Genomic DNA, 16,611 nt, shown 5'->3' with positions numbered 1-16,611 from the left:
CCGGCGTCACGGCCGGCCGCGCGGTGGCGGGAGACGGAGCGAGACGTGCACGGCTACGCCGAGAACAAGACCGCCCACCTGCGCCGCCTGCGGAGGATCGAAGGCCAGGTCCGCGGTCTGCAGCGGATGATCGAGGAAGACGAGTACTGCATCGACGTGCTCACCCAGATCTCCGCGGCCACCAGGGCGTTGCAGGCGGTCTCACTGGGGTTGCTCGACGAGCACCTCAAGCACTGCGTGAGCCAGGCCATCACCGAGGGCGGGTCCACCGCGGACGCGAAGATCACGGAAGCGAGTGACGCCATCGCGCGCCTGGTCCGCTCCTGACTCGAGGAGAGACCTGTGAAGACCGGGCACAAGGTCGCGCTGTACGGCGTGGCACTGACCGTCATCTTCGGTGGCACGTGGGCCGCGGGCGCGGCAGCGGGACCACCATCGACGACCATCGGCGAAGAGGCGGCCCACGGCGGGCACGAGACCGCGCCGTCGAGGGTGCCGCCGGGACTGTCCGTGTCGGACAACGGCTACACGTTGCGGCTCAAGCGGGACACCTCGCTGAGCTTCGACATCGCCGGACCGGACGGGCAGCCCGTCACGAGGTTCGCCGTGGAGCACGAGAAGCGCCTGCACCTGGTCGTGGTCCGCCGCGACGGCTCGCACTTCCGGCACGTGCACCCCGCGATGGCGCCGGACGGCACGTGGTCGGTGCCGCTGAGCCTGCCCGACGCCGGCAGCTATCGCGTCTTCGCCGACTTCCGGCCAGAGGACGGCCCCAGGACCACGCTCGGCGCCGACGTCGAGCGAGCGGGCGACTACCGGCCGGACCGGCACGAGACCAGCCGCACGTTCGCCGTCGACGGCTACGAGGTGTCCCTCAGCGGTGAGCTGAACAGCGGGAAGGCGTCGCCGGTCACCATCGCGATCTCGAAGAACGGCAAACCGGTGACTGACCTGCAGGACTACCTGGGTGCGAAGGGACACCTCGTCGCACTTCGGGCGGCCGACCTGGCCTACCTGCACGTGCACCCCGAGGACAGCGCCGACGTGAAGTTCGCGGTCGAGGTGCCGACGGCCGGTCAGTACCGGCTGTTCCTCGACTTCCAGCACGAGAACGTCGTGCGGACGGCCGAGTTCACCCTCACCACCCACGAGGAGGACGGTCATGGCCACTGACACGGTCGAGCTCTCGATCGGCGGCATGACGTGCGCCTCCTGCGCCGCGCGGATCGAGCGCAAGCTGAACAAGGTGGACGGCGTCCAGGCCTCGGTCAACTACGCCACCGAGAAGGCCCGCATCAGCTACGCGGGCGACCTCACGCCCGCCGACCTGGTGAAGGTCGTCGAGGACACCGGCTACACCGCCGCACTGCCCGAGGCTCCCGAGCAGGCGGCCGAGAGCGACCCGGCTGCGCCGTTGCGGCAGCGGCTGGTCACGTCGGCGGTGCTGGCCGTGCCGGTCGTCGTCCTGGCGATGGTCCCGGCGCTGCAGTTCACGTACTGGCAGTGGTTGTCGCTGGCGCTCGCCGGACCGGTCGTCACCTACGCCGCGTGGCCGTTCCACAAGGCCGCGTGGACCAACGCGAAGCACGGCGCCGCCACCATGGACACGCTGATCTCGCTCGGCGTCGGCGCGGCGTTCCTGTGGTCGCTCTACGCGCTGTTCCTGGGCACCGCGGGTACTCCCGGCATGACGCACGGGTTCACGTTCACCATCGAGCGGACGGCCGGGACCGGCAACATCTACCTGGAGGTCGCGGCGGGCGTCACGACGTTCCTGCTGGCCGGCCGCTACTTCGAGGCGCGGTCCAAGCGGCGCGCGGGGGCGGCGCTGCACGCCCTGCTCGAACTGGGCGCCAAGGACGTGGCGGTCGTCAGGGACGGCGGCGAGGTGCGCGTCCCGACCGGTGAGCTGCGGGAGGGCGACCGGTTCGTCGTGCGGCCGGGCGAGAAGATCGCGACCGACGGCGTCGTCGAGGAGGGCAGCTCGGCGGTCGACGCGAGCATGCTCACCGGCGAGTCCGTGCCGGTCGAGGTGCGGCCCGGTGACGCCGTGGCCGGCGCGACCGTCAACGCGGGCGGGCGGCTCGTCGTGCGGGCCACCCGGATCGGCTCGGACACGCAGCTCGCGCGGATGGCGGAGCTCGTCGAGCAGGCGCAGAACGGCAAGGCCGAGGTCCAGCGCCTCGCGGACCGGATCTCGGCGGTGTTCGTGCCGATCGTGATCGCTCTCGCGGTCGGCACGCTGGGCTTCTGGCTCGGCACGGGCGGAGGTGCCGGTGCGGCGTTCACGGCGGCCGTGGCGGTGCTGATCATCGCCTGCCCGTGCGCGCTGGGCCTGGCCACGCCGACCGCGTTGCTGGTCGGCACCGGCCGGGGCGCCCAGCTCGGCATCCTGATCAGGGGTCCGGAGGTGCTGGAGTCCACCCGCCGCGTCGACACGGTGGTGCTGGACAAGACGGGCACGGTGACGACCGGGCGGATGAGCCTGGTGAGCGTGCACACCGCCGAGGACGAGACCGAGGTCCTGCGGCTGGCCGGAGCGCTGGAGAACGCGTCGGAGCACCCGATCGCCCAGGCCGTCGCGCGGGCGGCGGGCGCCGTGCCGGAGGTGGAGGACTTCCGCAACGTCGAGGGGCTCGGCGTGCGGGGCGTGGTCGACGGCCACGCGGTGCTGGTGGGCCGCGAACGCCTGCTGACCGACTGGAGCATCACCCTCGGCGACGACCTGGCAGAGGCCAGGCGGGACGCGGAACGGCAGGGCCGCACGGCGGTCCTGGTCGCGTGGGACGGCAAGGCGCGCGCCGTGCTCGTCGTCGCCGACACCGTGAAGCCCACGTCGAAGGAGGCGGTCGAGGGCCTGCGGGCGCTCGGGCTGCGTCCGGTGCTGCTGACCGGCGACAACGAGGCGGCGGCGCGGGCGGTCGCGGCCGAGGTCGGCATCGAGGAGGTCGTCGCCGAGGTGCTGCCCGCGGACAAGGTCGACGTCGTCAAGCGCCTGCAGGACGAGGGATGCGTGGTCGCCATGGTCGGTGACGGCGTGAACGACGCGGCCGCGCTCGCCCAGGCCGACCTGGGCCTCGCGATGGGCACCGGCACGGACGCCGCGATCGAGGCGAGCGACCTCACGCTGGTCCGCGGTGACCTGCGGGCCGCCGTGGACGCGATCCGGCTGGCGCGGCGCACGCTCACCACGATCAGGGGCAACCTGTTCTGGGCGTTCGCCTACAACGTCGCCGCGCTGCCGCTCGCCGCGCTCGGCCTGCTCAACCCGATGATCGCGGGCTTCGCCATGGCGTTCTCGTCGGTGTTCGTGGTGAGCAACAGCCTGCGTCTGCGGGCCTTCCGCTGACCCGACTGACGCGACCCTCACGGGCGGTTTCGTAGCCTCGGCACATCAGTTCCCGATGAGAAGGAGCGGTTGTGCCGAGGTTCGCCCTGGTCGTGGCGTTGCTGGCAGCGCTGGCGGCGTGCACCTCGACCCCGCCACCCCCCGCACCGGGCAGCTCCTCACCGGGCAGCTCCGCACCGGCGAAGCAGGAGAAGCGGATCCACCTGTCGATCGGCGACTCCTACGCTACCGGTTTCGCGCCGGGCGCCAAGAACACGAGCTTCGCCCAGATCATGGCCGACGCCTCCGGTCTGGAGCTCGTCAACCTGGCCTGCGACGGCGCCACGTCCGCCGACCTCGCCGGCCGGCCCGCCTGCGGTGCGAACGCCGGCGGCAAGACCCAGCTCGACGCCGCCGTGGAGACGGTGAAGGGCGGGAAGGTCGACCTGGTCACGATCGTGGTCGGCGGCAACGACCTGACGCCGTGCGCGATCGTCCAGGACCCGGTGGAGTGCGCCACCAGGACCGTCGCCGGCATCCAGACCAACGTCGCGGGCGCGCTCACCGAGCTGCGGGAGGCCGCGCCGGACGTGAAGATCGTCGGCCTGACCTACCCGGACGTGTTCCTCGGCGCGTGGGTGAACCCGACGTTCCCCAACGGCAAGAACCTCGCCCGCCTGTCGGTGACGATGTTCCAGGACTTCAACACCAGGATCGCCGAGCAGTACGGCCGGTTCGGGGCGAAGTTCGCCGACGTCACGAGCGCGACCGGCGGCTACGGCGCGCTGACCGAGCTGACCCAGGACCCGAAGTACGGCCAGATCCCCGGGTCGGTGGCCAAGGTGTGCGCGCTCACCTACTTCTGCGACCGCACCGACGTGCACCCGACGCCCGCCGGCCACCAGGCGATCGCGGACGCCGTCACCGCGGCGAGCCGCTGAGCCCCTGCCGTTCCCCCGCCGGGCGGCGACGCGCCCGTCCGCGCAAGCCGGGAAGATCCGGGTGACCTCCGGAATTCGCCGTCGTGGTGATCCCGGCTACGAGGCCGTCCGCCGAACCGTGGCAGGGTTGTCCCCGTATAACCCGAAAGACCCTGTCCTGCGACCGCCGCAGCTGACAGGCTTCGGAACCGTTGCCGCAGCGAGGAAGTGACGATGACCGTGCTCCCCCACAGCACCGATGCCCTGCACCGGCTCAACGACGCCGTGGACGGGTTCCTGCGCAGTGAGAAGGAGTTCAACCTCGCCGATCCCTCCGCCAACGGCCTCGTCGGCGGACGTTTCCGCGCCCTCGGCACGCAGATCGGCGCCGCGGTGCAGTCGGGCGTGCCGGACTACGACGTCTCGGCGGTCGTCCAGCCGGCGCGGTCGGCCTGCGCGCGGTCACCGCTGATGCGCGACGAGAACGAGTGGACGCGCGGCTACCCCAGCGACTTCCGGCTGGTCGAGCACGTCCTGGCGCAGGCCAACGGCGGCGCGCCCGGCACGCTGGGCTGGCACGTCGAGGCGCAGCTGCAGGGATCGGCGATCGCGCAGCAGCTGCGCAACCGGGTGATGCACCAGACCCGGCTGATCGGCGACTGCCTCACCGCGCCGCGCAACGGCCCGCGGTCGATCCTCGTGATCGACGCCGGAGCCGCTCCCGACCTGCGCGCCATCCCGCCGGGCATCGTGCGGCCCGGCGACCGGTTCGTGCTCACCGACGTCGACCCGGACGCGCTGGAGCTGGCGCAGCAGCGCCTCGGCCCGCTGAACGAGTCCACGACCACCGTCCCCGGCAACATCTTCCGCGCGGTCAACCAGCTCGCCGACCTCGGCCCGTACGACCTCGTGCTGGCCAACGGCATCTACGGCTACCTCAACGACCGCGCGGCCGTGCGCCTGACCGAGGCCGTGCTGACCAGGCTCACCCGTCCCGGCAGCACGTTCTACTTCGCCGGGACCGAGCCGGGCAACGAGTTCCGCTGGCCGCTGGAGTTCCTGATGGAGTGGCAGGTCATCGAGCGCGACGAGCAGGCCGTGCGCGCGTTGCTGCCCGGCTGCGACGTGTCGGTGGGCCACGACCAGACCGGCCTCGCACTGCTCACGCACGTGCGGGTGCACTGAGGCCACGGGAGCGGCGCGGCCGGGCTACCTGCGTGAGGTGCTCAGGCCGTGCGCTACCCGCGACACGAAGGCCACCAAGCGGTCCGGCGTGAACTTGTCCGGCCCGGTCAGCACCAGCCGGCCGGACATCTCCGCCAGGGCGAGCATCGCGTGGCCCAGAAGCTCGGAGTCGAGGTCGTCCAGACCCCCCGTCCCCTTCCGGCGCAGCTCCTTCAGGCCCAGCGCGGCCAGGTCCTCGATCTGGGCCAGGACGCCCGCGCGCACCAGTTCGACCTGGGCGCGGAACTCGCGGGGCGTGCCCTCGGGCGGGAGCAGCACCAGGCGCCAGCGTGCGGGGGCCTCGACCACGGCGTGGACGAAGACGCGGACGGCGTCGGCGAAGGCGTCGTCCGGTGACCTCGTGGCGAAGTCGGTGGGCAGGGCGGCCAGGACCTGCTCGGTGGCGCGGGCGGCCTCGCGTTCGAGCAGGGCACCGATCAGCGACGCGCGGTTCGCGAAGAGGTCGTAGAGCACCGGCTTGGTGACCTGGGCCTGCTTGGCCACCGACTCCATCGTCACCGTGTCGAAGCCCGCCGGGATCAGGGCCAGTGCGGCGTCCAGCAGCTGCTCGCGGCGCTGCTCCGGCGGCAGGCGGCGGGCGTACTTCCGGCGCGTTGTGCTCACCGGTCCATATTGCTACGGTGGCGTAGCTTTCACAAAGCTACGCACGCGTAGTAATGGGAGGTCTGCGGGATGGAGCCGGACAACCTCGTTCTGCAACCGCGTGACGTGCGGTTCGACTGGTCGGCGCTGCCGATGCACTGGGTGCCGGACGAGCCGGTCGCCACGCACGTCATGAACGTCCTGCACCTGTTGCTGCCCGAGGGCGAGCGGTGGTTCGTGCGCACGTTCCAGCAGGCGGTGCCGCTGATCGGCGACGACACGCTGCGCGAGGACGTGCTCGGGTTCATCGGGCAGGAGGCGATGCACGCCGAGGCGCACAGCGAGGTGCTGGACCACCTGCTGGCCAACGGCCTCGACCCGCGCCCGTTCACGCGGCAGATGGAGCACGTGTTCCGGCGCATCCTCGGTCCCCGGACGGGGCTGACGGAGGAGCAGGCGCGCGAGCAGCTGATCGAACGGGTCGCGATCGTGGCCGCCGTCGAACACTTCACGGCGTACCTGGGCGACTGGATGCTGAACGCCGGCGCCCTGGACCGCGCGGGCGTCCACCCGGTGATGCTGGACCTGCTGCGCTGGCACGCGGCCGAGGAGGTCGAGCACCGCAGCGTCGCGTTCGACCTGATGCGCCACCTCGACCGCCGGTACGTGCGGCGGGCGCGGACGATGCTGCTGGTCGCGCCGGTGCTGTTCTGGCTGTGGGTGCGGGGCGCCCGGTTCCTGGTGCGCGCGGACCGGACCACGTCGGCGCGGCTGACCTGGCGCGAGGCGATGCGGGCTGGACGGCGCGGGCTGCTGCCGCGGCTGTCGGAGATCCTCCGGGCGTTCCTGCGGTACTTCCACCCGGCGTACCACCCGAAGCAGGAGGGCTCGACGTCGCAGGCCGTCGCGTACCTGGCGTCCTCCCCCGCGGCCCGCGAGGCGCACTGATGTCGGGCGGGCTCACCCGGTTCGGTGCCCTCTACGACGCCGCGGTCACGCGGTTCGGCGGCCGGGCGCGCCCCGGTGCCGCGCGGGATGCGTTGTGGCTCACCGTTGTCGAACGTTCACCTGTGTCGGACGACGTGGTGAGCCTGCGGTTCGGCGGAACCGCGCTGCCGCCGTGGCAACCCGGCTGTCACGTCGACCTGCACCTGCCGTCGGGGCTGCGGCGGCAGTACTCGCTGTGCGGCGACCCGTCCGACGACACCTACCGGATCGCCGTGCGCGCGGTCGGCGCCGGGTCGCGGGAGGTGCAGGCGTTGCGGGTGGGCGACCGGGTCCAGGTCCGCGGGCCGCGCAACGCGTTCCCGTTCGCCGGCCTCGGTCCGGTGCTGTTCGTGGCGGGCGGCATCGGGATCACGCCGATCCTGCCGATGGTCCACGAGGCCGCGCGCCGCGGCCTGGACTGGCGGCTCGTCCACCGCGGGCGAAGCGCACTGCTGGACGAACTGCCGCCGGGTGACGTCGACGTGCGTCCTCACCGAGGAGGGACGCTGCTCGACGGTGCTGCTCCGGATGGTGCTGTCTACTGCTGCGGTCCTGCGGCCATGCTCGACCAGGTGAGGTCCGAGTTCTCGTCGCGGTGGCTGCACTTCGAACGCTTCAGCCCGCCGCCCGTCTCCGGCAGCCCGTTCACGGTGGAACTGCGCCGCAGCGGGGTATCCCTCGCCGTGCCCGCCGACCGGTCGGCGCTGGACGTGATCAGGGACTTCCGGCCGTCGGTCGCCTACTCGTGCCGGCAGGGGTTCTGCGGCACGTGTGAGGTCGGCGGCGTGCGGATCTGCGTGGACAGGCCCACCGGTGACCGGCTCGTGTTGGAGGATCTGTGAAGGTGCGTTCCGGGGAAGTCGAGCTGGCCGTGCAGGTGCGCGGCACGTCCGGGCCCGTCGTGGTGCTGGTGCACGGGTACCCGGACACGCACGCGGTGTGGGACCGCGTGGCGGCGTTGCTGGAGAAGGACTTCCGGGTCGTCACCTACGACGTGCGCGGCGCGGGCGAGTCCACGGCACCGTCCACTGAGGACGGCTACCGGCTCGACCGCCTCGCCGCCGACCTGTTCGCGGTGATCGACGAGGTCAGTCCCGGCGAACCCGTGCACCTCGTCGGCCACGACTGGGGCTCGATCCAGTCGTGGGAGGCGGTGACCACGCCGGGCGCGCGGATCGCGACGTTCACCTCGATCTCCGGACCGTCGCTCGACCACATGGGGCACTGGTCGCAGCGTGGCCTGTCCATCGCCCACCTCAGGCAGTTCGTCCGGTCCTGGTACATCGCCGCGTTCCACCTGCCCGTGGTCGCGCCGTTGTTCTGGCGGCTCTACCTGGCCCGCCGCTGGGGTGCCGTGCTGCGCCGGACGGAGGGCGTGCGCGTGACGCCCGCGCCGACCATCGCGTCGGACGCGATGCGCGGGATCTCGTTGTACCGGGCCAACATCCGCCGGATCATGCGCGCGCCGAGGCACCGCGTCGCGCCCATGCCGGTCCAGGTGGTCCAGCCGACCCGCGACCGCTACATCCGCACCGAACCGCTCGACCTCGAACGCTGGGTGCCGTCGCTGAGCCGCCGCCGGATCGCCGCCGGGCACTGGGCGCCGCTGTCGCACCCCGAACCGCTCGCGCGCATGATCGGCGAGTTCGTCGCGGACTCCACTCCCCCGCGCCCGCTCGTCGTGATCACCGGTGGCGGCAGCGGCATCGGCAAGGCGACGGCGGTCGCGTTCGCCCGCGAGGGTGCGCGGGTCGTGGTGTCCGATGTGGACTTCGCGGCGGCTGAGGAGACCGCGACTCTGACCGGTGGTCACGCCTACGAGGTCGACGTGCGCTCCGAAGAGGCGATGCGCGCGTGGGCACGACAGGTCGCCGACGAGCACGGCGTGCCCGACGTGGTCGTGAACAACGCCGGTATCGCGCACTCCGGTTCGTTCCTGTCGACGTCCACGGAGCAGTGGAAGCGCGTGCTGGACGTGAACCTGTGGGGTGTCGTGCACGGCTGCCGGGCGTTCGGCGAGCTGATGGTGGACCGCGGCGAGGGCGGCCACATCGTGAACCTGTCGTCGGTGGCGGCCTACCTGCCGTCGAAGATCCTGTCCGCGTACGCGAGCAGCAAGGCGGCGGTGTTCATGCTGTCCGAGTGCCTGCGCGCCGAGCTGGCACCGCACGCGATCGGCGTGACGGCCATCTGCCCCGGTCTGGTGCACACGAACATCACCGCGACCGCGACGTTCTCCGGTGTCAGCGCGGAGGAGGAACGCCGCAAGCAGACCCGTGCCACCCAGATCTACGCACGGCGCGGCTTCGGGCCGGAGGGCGTGGCCGCCGAGATCGTGCGGGCGGTGCGCGGCAACCGGCCGGTCGTGCCGGTGACGGTGGAGGCGAAGGCGGCGCGGCTGGCGGGACGGGTGGCGCCGGGCCTGTTGCGCGCCTTCGCCCGGTTCGACCCGAGCTAGCCCCGGCGCACCAGTGTTCGGCCCCATTCCCGGCTCGGCGACTCGACGTACCGGTAGGTCAGCACGCACAGGGGCAGCAGCACGGCGTAGAACGCCGCCTCCAGCACCGGGGCGTTCCGCGGCCACCGGCCGATCGTGCCGTCGCTCACCGCCAGGAGCACGGGGTGCATCAGGTAGATCGAGTAGCTGATCGTGCCCAGGCCGATCAGCCAGCGCGGTACCCGCCGGCGCCGGGCCGCCAAGCCGATCCCGAACGTGAGCAGGGCCAGCAGGAACGCCATGATCCAGCCGCGCCGGGTGAAGTAGGACCCGTCGCCGTGCACGTAGGCGCTCCCCACGGCGCAGGCGGCCACCACCAGAGCCGCGCAGGCCGCGCACCGCCACGTGCTCTGACCGTTCTCGGCCCGGTAGACGGCCGTGCCGAGGAACATCACGGCGAGGATCACCAGCCCCTCCCACATCGGGACCGTGCCGTTGAAAGCGACCAACGCGAGCGCCAGCACCGCGCCCAGCACGCCGCCGAACACGCGCAGCGCGGGTGAAGCAGCGCTCGCACAGCGAATGGCCACCACCATGGCGGTCAAGACCAGCGCAACCAGCGTGCCGGTGCCGACCGCGCCGGAGAGCGCGGAGATCGGCAGTGCGACCCCTGCCAGCACGCTGGCGGCGGCGACCACGGCCAGGACGACGGCGATCGCTGCCGACCGCCGGTGCAGGCGAACCGTGAAAAGGCCGACGACCAGCAGGTAGAAAGCCATCTCGTAGGACAGCGTCCACAGGACGATCAACAGGCTGGGCGTCCCCAGCAGCTCTTGGAGCAAGGTGACGTGGGCGACCGCCGTCACGGCGATGTTCTGCTCCCCACCTCGAATCTCCGCGAATCCCGACACGACGGCGATGAGGGCCGCGACGACGGCCACCGCGAACAGCGGGTAGACGCGGAACACCCGGCCGATCCAGAAGGTCCGGACGCATCCGCGCCGCTCGAGCGAGGCGGGGATGACGTAGCCGCTCACGAGGAAGAAGACCAGGACGCCGTAACGGCCGATGGTGAGCTCCGGCACCAGGTCCCGCCGGAGCTCCGCCATGAAGGAGAACGAGGAATGTTCGAAGACCACGACCAGTGCGGCGATGCCGCGCAACGCGTCCAGCCAGCCCAGCCGCGACTCACCCGCCGACCTGGGTAATCGCTTGGGGGACAACAGTTCCTGCTGCGGAGAGTGCGATGCGAGTCCCATACCGGTCTTAAACGCACGGCTCTCACGCGGGGTTGTACCGCAACCACGATCCGTCGAGGTTGCCTGGGAACACCACATTTTTTGCGAGTTCGGCCGGGTCGCGCTCCACGTCGACCCGGCCGATCATCGGCTGTCTGCGCCGGTTCCTAGACCTCGGCCGGTTCCCCGCCGAACGCCGCCGCCAGCTTCAGCCACGGCGCCGCTTCCTCGTCACGTCCGAGGCGCTCCAGCGTCCGCCCGAGCAGCAGGTGCGCGTAGTGGTCGACCGGGCAGCGGTCCACGATCACGCGCAGCGCGGCCTCGGCCTTGCCCAGCTGCGCGGAGTGGTAGTAGGCGCGGGCCAGCAACAGGTGGAGGTCCGCCTGGAACGGCACCTCCTCCACGACCTCGGCCAGCAGCACGGCGGCCTTGGTGTAGTCCTTCGTGTCGAACAGCGCCTTCGCCCGCTCCCACCTGTCGGCCGCGGTCTCCACGTACCCCGCGTCGAACAGGTGCCGCACGGTCACCCAGCGGTCCGCCGCCACCTCACCGTTCGGCTGGTAGGCGTTGAAGTTGTCGTCCATCGAACCTCCCTTCCGGACGCGTACAACGTCCGGGAGCGGGAGTTATTCCAGCAACGGCAACGGCTCGAACCGGTGACCGCTCCACAGCACCCGCGACGTCTCCTCCGGGTACGGCACGACGGACGGCGGGACGTCGAAGAGCCGCGTCAGCCGGTCCGAGCCGTACTCGGGCCAGCCGGGATCGCCGGTGCGGGCGAACGACGACCACGCCGTCCGCATCTGCGCCGCCAAGTCGTGCGTGTCCGCCGTGATCTCGCCGAGCACCGCGGACGACTGCCCGATGCCGGGGTTGCCGAACACCAGCGGCACGTCCATCCCGTGGCACGCCCCGAACGGCCCCGGCGGCACCCAGCTCACCTCGTAGACGAACGCCCGGCCGCCGCCGGCCACCTGCGCCTCCGCGAGGTGCAGCGACGGCATCCGGAACAGCCAGTCCGAGCAGACGACCTCGAACAGCTCGCCGGGTCCCAGCTCCGGGTACTCCAGGCCGGGCGCGAGCACCTCCGCGGCCTCGGCGGCCTGTGCGGCCGTCACCGTCCCGAGCATGCCCTCGATGATGGTCAGCAGCCGCTGCTCGGACCGCGTGTGCCCGGCGACCAGCTCGACGTCCCGCGCCACACCGGACGCCAGCGCCTCCCACGGCGCCACCGGCAGCACGTCGCCGTCGACGACCGGCGCGAACGGGACCTTCTTGTACGCCGCCCGTCCCCACCGGCCGGCGAACCGGCCGATCCCGGCCATCACCTCGTCCCCGGCCGCCGGCAGCAGCGCGGGATCCACAGTGGACAGATCCGCGACCGTCGGGCCCAGGCCCAGCTCCGCCGCGCACACCGACGCGATGTCCGCGGCCAGCTCCGGCGTGAAGAACACCCCGGGCACACTGCTCGCGATCGCGCGGTGGAACAGCCCGGCGGCACGCGGCATGACCAGCAACGCGGCCACCGAGCCACCACCGGCCGACTGCCCGAACACGGTCACCCGGTCCGGATCGCCGCCGAAGGCGTGGATCTCCGCCCGCACCCACTCCAGTGCCGCGACCTGGTCGAGCAGGCCGCGGTTCGCCGGCGCCCCCTCGATCAGGGCGAACCCCTCCACGCCCACGCGGTAGTTGAACGTCACCACGACGACGCCGTCCCGCGCGAGGTGCGTGCCGTCGTACTCGGGCAGTCCGGACGTGCCGATCGTGTAGGCGCCGCCCTGGATCCACACCATGACGGGCAGGTCGCCGGCGAGGTCGGGCGACCAGACGTTCACGGTCAGCCAGTCGTCCCCTTCGGTCACGCGCCCGTCCATGCCGAACACCGCGGCCTGCGGTGGCGGCGGGCCGAACGCGAGCGCCTCCCGCACTCCGTCCCACGGCACCACCGGCTGGGGCGCGGCGAACCGGTGCTCCCCCACCGGCGGTGCCGCGAACGGGATCCCCCGGAAGACCGCCACGCCCGATTCCACCCCGCCGCGCACAGCTCCGGCGCCGACCCGCACTTCGACCATGCGCGGATGGTGGCGTGCCGCGCCGACCGGGCGCCACGCATTTTCCGCTCAGGTCGTCACGACGACCTTCGCCCGCGCGTGCTCCGACTCGACGTGCCGGATCGCGTCCGGCGCGTCGGTCAGCGGGTAGGTGCGCTCGATCACCGGGACCAGCTGCCCGGACTCGGCGAGGTCGCGCAACGCGGTGAGGCTCTCCCTGCTGGGCTTGGCCTCCAGCACGACGAGCCGCTGCCGGGTGAACGAGCCGAGCAGCTTGCCCTGGATGATCAGCCGGTACGGGCCGAACAGCACCCCGCCGGTGAAGCTGCCGCCGCCGGAGAGCACCAGCACGCCGTCCGGGGTGAGCACGCTCCGCAGCTCGGCCATCGTCCGGTTGCCGACCAGGTCGAGGACGACGTCGTACCGTTCCCCGCCGCGGGTGAAGTCGTCGCTCGTGTAGTCGACCACCACGTCGGCGCCCGACGACCGGACCTGCTCGACGTTGCGCGTGCTGCACACCCCGGTCACGAAGGCCTTGCGCGCCTTGGCGATCTGCACCGCCAGCAGCCCCACCCCGCCGGACGCGCCGTTGATCAGCACCCGCTGCCCCGCCCGCAGCTCCCGCAGACCCGTCCACGCGGTGTTGCCCGCCAGCGGCAGCGCGGCCGCCTGCTCGAACGTCAGGTTGGACGGCTTGTGCTGCACCAGGTGCGCGGGCACGCGCACGTACTCGGCGAAGGACCCCTCGACCTCCCCGAACACCTCGTCCCCCACCTGCAGCAGCCCGCCGACACCGGGTCCGGCGGCCTCGATGACGCCGGCGAAGTCCATCCCCCTGATCCGCGACCTCGGCCCCGTCAGCCCCAGGAACAGCCGCGCGAAGTACGGGTCTCCGCGCATCATGTGCCAGTCCGCCGCGTTCACCGACGCCGCCCGCACCCGCACCAGCACCTCGCCCGGCGCGGGCACCGGCCGGTCGACCTCGCGGAGCTCCAGCACGTCCGCGGAGCCGTACCTGTCCTGGACGATCGCCCTCATCGCGTCCTCCCTCGTCGAGGAGGAAGCTAAGGCGCGGCAACGCCTCCGCACATCAGGGACGCCCCCTAGGGTGACCGCCCGAGGTCCGGAAGTCCTCGACGGGCGGGTCCGGGTCGGGGTCCTCGTCGTCCAGGAGCTCGAGGAGCTTCACGTGCGTGAGGAACGCGACGAGCGCGGGCCGTCCGGTCCTGATGAGCTCCTCGTGCAGCTCGGCGGGAAAGCCCGCGGACCACCGGGACAGGTGGTAGCCGTCGACGAGACCGAGGTACATCGAGTCGAGGTTCGGGAACGACTCCCCGTCCACGACCTCCGGCGGCAACGGCACGCTGGTGCGGCGGTGGTGCGCGGTCCCGACGTCCTGCTCCAGGTCGAGCTCGAGCAACCGTTGTGCCGCACGGGATCGCGCCAGGTCGACCAAGCCGTCGTCGCCGATCACGTTGTCGTGCAGGCACATCTCCCACAGTTGTGGCAGCACAGGCCATCTGGCGAGCGTGCGGGCGCCGTCGGAGCGGATGTCGTTGTGGGCGAGAGAGATGCTTTCGAGCAGCGGTGCCTCCGGCGGCAGCGAGGTGAGGTCGTCGTCGCCGAGACCGCAGTTGTCCAGCCGCACCGACCTCAGCGTCGGCCACGGCACCGAAGGCAAGCCGCCCACCGGGTTCGAGGACACGTCCAGGTGTTCCAGCGGAAGCTCCGCCACCACCCGCAGGTCCTGCCGGGTGAGCCCCGTGGCGGCGAGGTTCAGCGACTTCAGGCGGACGAGCCCGGTGAGTGCCGTCACGTCACCGATCGGCCGCACCTCCGGCTGCCAGTGGTGCGGAGAACGTCCGGTCCTGCCGCTGAGGTCCAGGTGCCGCAACCGTGCCATCCCGTCGAACGAGACCGGGCGCGAGGTGCCGTGGACGGCGAGGCCGCTCAGGTTCGTGATGTCCGCGCGGGAGAAGAACTCCTGCGCCGCGGTGTCGTCGTGGAAGCCGATGGCGAGCCGGTCCAGCGAGGAGATCGCGGGACAGCCGGCCAGGTCCCGCGCCTCGCCGGCGCTCGCGACCAGCACCTCGGCCGAGCGCAGGCCGGGCGCCAGGCCGGTGCGCAGCAGGTGGACGAGGTCGGGTGCGCGCAGGCCGGCGTGCCGCAGCCGGGTCGGCCGGTCGATCCGCACCGGCGGGAGCTCTCTCAGATCGTCCTCCGCCCGCACGAGCACTAGCGCCTCGAGCCGGGTGGCCACCTCCCCCGCCAGGAACCGGCCGAGCTGCGGGGCCTCGAACTTCATCAGGCCGCCGAACTCGACCGACCGCAGTCCCTCCCAGTGCTCGGCGATCTCGGGCAGCCGCATCGTCTGCTGGACCGCGAACGGCGCGAGCCGCAGGTCCGTCACCGCCCGCACCTCAGGGGTGTCGCGCGGATCAGGCAGGTCCAGCACCCGCATGCCGGCGCGTCCGGTGAGGTCGAGCGACCGGACCAGCCGCCACACCGGTTTGGTGAAACCGGCTTCCAGCGCGGCGACCCACGAGTACGGTGCCCGGCGCGTCGCGTCCGGCCACGAGCCGAGCCGGCCGTCGCACCACGCGAGCAGGTCCGGGTCGGCGCCGGCCCTCATCACCGCGGCGCACAGCGCGCGGAACGCCAGGGGGTTCGGCGTTCCGCGCAGCGCTCTGCTGATCTCCTCGTGCACCGGGGCAACCTACTGGGGCAGCGGTGCGCCCGTCTGCTCCTTCACCAGGTACTCCGCGTACCACTCCGGCCAGTTCACGTCGTACTCGCCGCCGTTGCGCTTCTCGTGCTCGCCGTGGGCCACCGCGGCCCTGCGCAACGCCGCGGCCAGGTCGGTGACCGAGGCGTAGGAGGTGTCGTCGGCCTCGACCCGGCCGGGCAGCCGGGTCGTGACCTCCTGCAGCACCCACGTGTTGCCGTCCGGGTCCGCCAGCTCGGCGCGGGTCACGTAGCTGCGGCGCTCGGGATCGGGCCCGTCGGCGTCGCCGTGGAACAGGGGGCCGACCTCGATCCCGGCGGCGAGCAACGCCTCGTGCGTCGCGACGATGTCCGAGACGACCAGGAAGTGCCTGCCCGAGCCGGGTTCGGCGGTGGTGACGCCCTCACCGAAGTGGATGGACGCGCTCGAGCCGTGCGGGGTGAACTGCACGACCGACGACGGTGTCTTGTCCTGGCGCCAGCCGAGGCCGCGGTAGAACTCCACGGCGCGCTCGACGTCGGTCACGGGGAGGACGGTGACCTCGATCTTCATGTCGATCTCCGCGAGGTTCTTCATCACACCCGTCCCGGCAGGCGCGTCGTGACTTCCTGGAGCACCCAGCCGTTGCCGTCCGGGTCGCTGAACGTCGCGAACGAGCCGTAGCTGGACCGGTCCGGTGCCGGGCCGGCGACGCGGGCCTCGTCTCCGGCGTGGTGGAAGACGCCGGTCTTGTCGTGGAAGATCTCGCTGACCCGCACACCGCGGCCGAGGAGGTCCTCCCTGGCGGCCACGACGTCGTCGACGACCAGGTGCAGGCCCTCGGTGCTGCCGGGCGCCGCGTTCGTCACGCCGGTGCCGAAGATGATCGACGCGGGCGATCCGGGCGGGGTGAGCTGCACGAGGCGGTAGCCCTCGTCGTCGGCGAACTCGGCGTCGAAGCGCCAGCCCAGCGCCTTGTAGAAGTGCACGGCCCGGTCGACGTCGCTCACCGGGATGACGGCCACCTCGATCTTGTAGTCCATCGGGGTTCATCTCCTTCTTTCTCGATGACCCGAGGTTGCTCCCGCCCGTGCCTCCTTCGAACCCGGGGAACAC

General features: G+C 71.9%; 16 protein-coding genes. 8 read left to right on the top strand and 8 right to left on the bottom strand.

What is annotated here, in order from left to right:
* Positions 1 to 45: 45 nt before the first annotated feature.
* The 5 genes from ACFWV3_RS06600 to ACFWV3_RS06580 all read left to right on the top strand — a co-directional run bounded on the left by ACFWV3_RS06600 (position 46) and on the right by ACFWV3_RS06580 (position 5,433).
* A complete protein-coding gene (locus ACFWV3_RS06600) occupies positions 46 to 327 on the top strand; it encodes a metal-sensitive transcriptional regulator (RefSeq protein WP_382409014.1) in 282 nt (93 codons plus the stop codon).
* Between the two features lie 15 nt (positions 328 to 342).
* Complete coding sequence (locus ACFWV3_RS06595; protein WP_382409012.1) at positions 343 to 1,173, top strand: hypothetical protein; 831 nt, start codon at positions 343 to 345, stop codon at positions 1,171 to 1,173.
* A complete protein-coding gene (locus ACFWV3_RS06590; RefSeq protein ID WP_382409010.1) occupies positions 1,163 to 3,349 on the top strand; it encodes a heavy metal translocating P-type ATPase in 2,187 nt (728 codons plus the stop codon). The genes ACFWV3_RS06595 and ACFWV3_RS06590 overlap by 11 nt, the downstream gene beginning before the upstream one ends.
* Before the next feature lie 71 nt (positions 3,350 to 3,420).
* Positions 3,421 to 4,269, top strand: coding sequence for an SGNH/GDSL hydrolase family protein (locus ACFWV3_RS06585; RefSeq protein WP_382409008.1), 849 nt, complete (start codon positions 3,421 to 3,423; stop codon positions 4,267 to 4,269).
* Positions 4,270 to 4,482: 213 nt separating this feature from the next.
* The gene (locus ACFWV3_RS06580) at positions 4,483 to 5,433 is read left to right on the top strand and encodes a class I SAM-dependent methyltransferase (protein WP_382409006.1); all 951 of its coding nucleotides are present in this window, start codon (positions 4,483 to 4,485) and stop codon (positions 5,431 to 5,433) included.
* 24 nt (positions 5,434 to 5,457) lie between these two features.
* On the opposite strand, the gene ACFWV3_RS06575 is transcribed toward ACFWV3_RS06580, so the two are convergent.
* Positions 5,458 to 6,096 (bottom strand): TetR/AcrR family transcriptional regulator, encoded by a 639-nt coding sequence (locus tag ACFWV3_RS06575; RefSeq protein WP_382409004.1) that lies wholly within the window; start codon positions 6,094 to 6,096, stop codon positions 5,458 to 5,460.
* A gap of 69 nt (positions 6,097 to 6,165) precedes the next feature.
* Here ACFWV3_RS06575 and ACFWV3_RS06570 point away from each other — a divergent pair, with 69 nt between their 5' ends.
* From ACFWV3_RS06570 to ACFWV3_RS06560, 3 genes are read left to right on the top strand one after another with little or no spacing between them, the layout of a single operon-like run.
* Positions 6,166 to 7,023: a metal-dependent hydrolase gene (locus ACFWV3_RS06570; protein ID WP_382409002.1), complete on the top strand. Its 858-nt coding sequence runs from the start codon at positions 6,166 to 6,168 to the stop codon at positions 7,021 to 7,023.
* On the top strand, positions 7,023 to 7,904 hold the full coding sequence (locus ACFWV3_RS06565) for a PDR/VanB family oxidoreductase (RefSeq protein ID WP_382409000.1): 882 nt from the start codon (positions 7,023 to 7,025) through the stop codon (positions 7,902 to 7,904). Before ACFWV3_RS06570 ends, ACFWV3_RS06565 begins: the two co-directional genes overlap by 1 nt.
* Before the next feature lie 2 nt (positions 7,905 to 7,906).
* Positions 7,907 to 9,520 (top strand): SDR family oxidoreductase, encoded by a 1,614-nt coding sequence (locus ACFWV3_RS06560; protein WP_382408998.1) that lies wholly within the window; start codon positions 7,907 to 7,909, stop codon positions 9,518 to 9,520.
* Here ACFWV3_RS06560 and ACFWV3_RS06555 read toward each other — a convergent pair.
* The 7 genes from ACFWV3_RS06555 to ACFWV3_RS06525 all read right to left on the bottom strand — a co-directional run bounded on the left by ACFWV3_RS06555 (position 9,517) and on the right by ACFWV3_RS06525 (position 16,538).
* The gene (locus ACFWV3_RS06555; protein WP_382408996.1) at positions 9,517 to 10,758 is read right to left on the bottom strand and encodes an acyltransferase family protein; all 1,242 of its coding nucleotides are present in this window, start codon (positions 10,756 to 10,758) and stop codon (positions 9,517 to 9,519) included. The genes ACFWV3_RS06560 and ACFWV3_RS06555 overlap by 4 nt on opposite strands.
* Before the next feature lie 146 nt (positions 10,759 to 10,904).
* The gene (locus tag ACFWV3_RS06550; protein WP_382408994.1) at positions 10,905 to 11,321 is read right to left on the bottom strand and encodes a tetratricopeptide repeat protein; all 417 of its coding nucleotides are present in this window, start codon (positions 11,319 to 11,321) and stop codon (positions 10,905 to 10,907) included.
* A gap of 42 nt (positions 11,322 to 11,363) precedes the next feature.
* Entirely contained in the window at positions 11,364 to 12,812 is a 1,449-nt protein-coding gene (locus ACFWV3_RS06545) for a carboxylesterase/lipase family protein (RefSeq protein WP_382408992.1), read from the bottom strand.
* Between the two features lie 48 nt (positions 12,813 to 12,860).
* Positions 12,861 to 13,829, bottom strand: a complete 969-nt coding sequence (locus ACFWV3_RS06540; RefSeq protein WP_382408990.1) for an NAD(P)-dependent alcohol dehydrogenase — start codon at positions 13,827 to 13,829, stop codon at positions 12,861 to 12,863.
* Positions 13,830 to 13,881: 52 nt separating this feature from the next.
* On the bottom strand, positions 13,882 to 15,498 hold the full coding sequence (locus tag ACFWV3_RS06535) for a leucine-rich repeat domain-containing protein (protein ID WP_382408988.1): 1,617 nt from the start codon (positions 15,496 to 15,498) through the stop codon (positions 13,882 to 13,884).
* Between the two features lie 9 nt (positions 15,499 to 15,507).
* Positions 15,508 to 16,092, bottom strand: coding sequence for a VOC family protein (locus tag ACFWV3_RS06530; RefSeq protein WP_382408986.1), 585 nt, complete (start codon positions 16,090 to 16,092; stop codon positions 15,508 to 15,510).
* Positions 16,092 to 16,538, bottom strand: a complete 447-nt coding sequence (locus ACFWV3_RS06525; protein WP_382408984.1) for a VOC family protein — start codon at positions 16,536 to 16,538, stop codon at positions 16,092 to 16,094. Before ACFWV3_RS06525 ends, ACFWV3_RS06530 begins: the two co-directional genes overlap by 1 nt.
* Between the last annotated feature and the right edge of the window lie 73 nt (positions 16,539 to 16,611).

The organism is Lentzea sp. NPDC059081 (assembly GCF_042738015.1).
Classification (GTDB): domain Bacteria; phylum Actinomycetota; class Actinomycetes; order Mycobacteriales; family Pseudonocardiaceae; genus Lentzea.
The sequence above is the reverse complement of the archived record's forward strand: the minus strand, read 5'-3'. Positions and strand labels throughout refer to the sequence as shown.

Bases quoted from the DNA above. Each gene is read 5' to 3' on its own strand.
- ACFWV3_RS06590 (WP_382409010.1), top strand. From the start codon at position 1,163: ATGGCCACTGACACGGTCGAGCTCTCGATCGGCGGCATGACGTGCGCC.
- ACFWV3_RS06580 (WP_382409006.1), top strand. From the start codon at position 4,483: ATGACCGTGCTCCCCCACAGCACCGATGCCCTGCACCGGCTCAACGAC.
- ACFWV3_RS06570 (WP_382409002.1), top strand. From the start codon at position 6,166: ATGGAGCCGGACAACCTCGTTCTGCAACCGCGTGACGTGCGGTTCGAC.
- ACFWV3_RS06565 (WP_382409000.1), top strand. From the start codon at position 7,023: ATGTCGGGCGGGCTCACCCGGTTCGGTGCCCTCTACGACGCCGCGGTC.
- ACFWV3_RS06555 (WP_382408996.1), bottom strand. From the start codon at position 10,758: ATGGGACTCGCATCGCACTCTCCGCAGCAGGAACTGTTGTCCCCCAAG.
- ACFWV3_RS06550 (WP_382408994.1), bottom strand. From the start codon at position 11,321: ATGGACGACAACTTCAACGCCTACCAGCCGAACGGTGAGGTGGCGGCG.
- ACFWV3_RS06545 (WP_382408992.1), bottom strand. From the start codon at position 12,812: ATGGTCGAAGTGCGGGTCGGCGCCGGAGCTGTGCGCGGCGGGGTGGAA.
- ACFWV3_RS06540 (WP_382408990.1), bottom strand. From the start codon at position 13,829: ATGAGGGCGATCGTCCAGGACAGGTACGGCTCCGCGGACGTGCTGGAG.
- ACFWV3_RS06530 (WP_382408986.1), bottom strand. From the start codon at position 16,092: ATGAAGAACCTCGCGGAGATCGACATGAAGATCGAGGTCACCGTCCTC.
- ACFWV3_RS06525 (WP_382408984.1), bottom strand. From the start codon at position 16,538: ATGGACTACAAGATCGAGGTGGCCGTCATCCCGGTGAGCGACGTCGAC.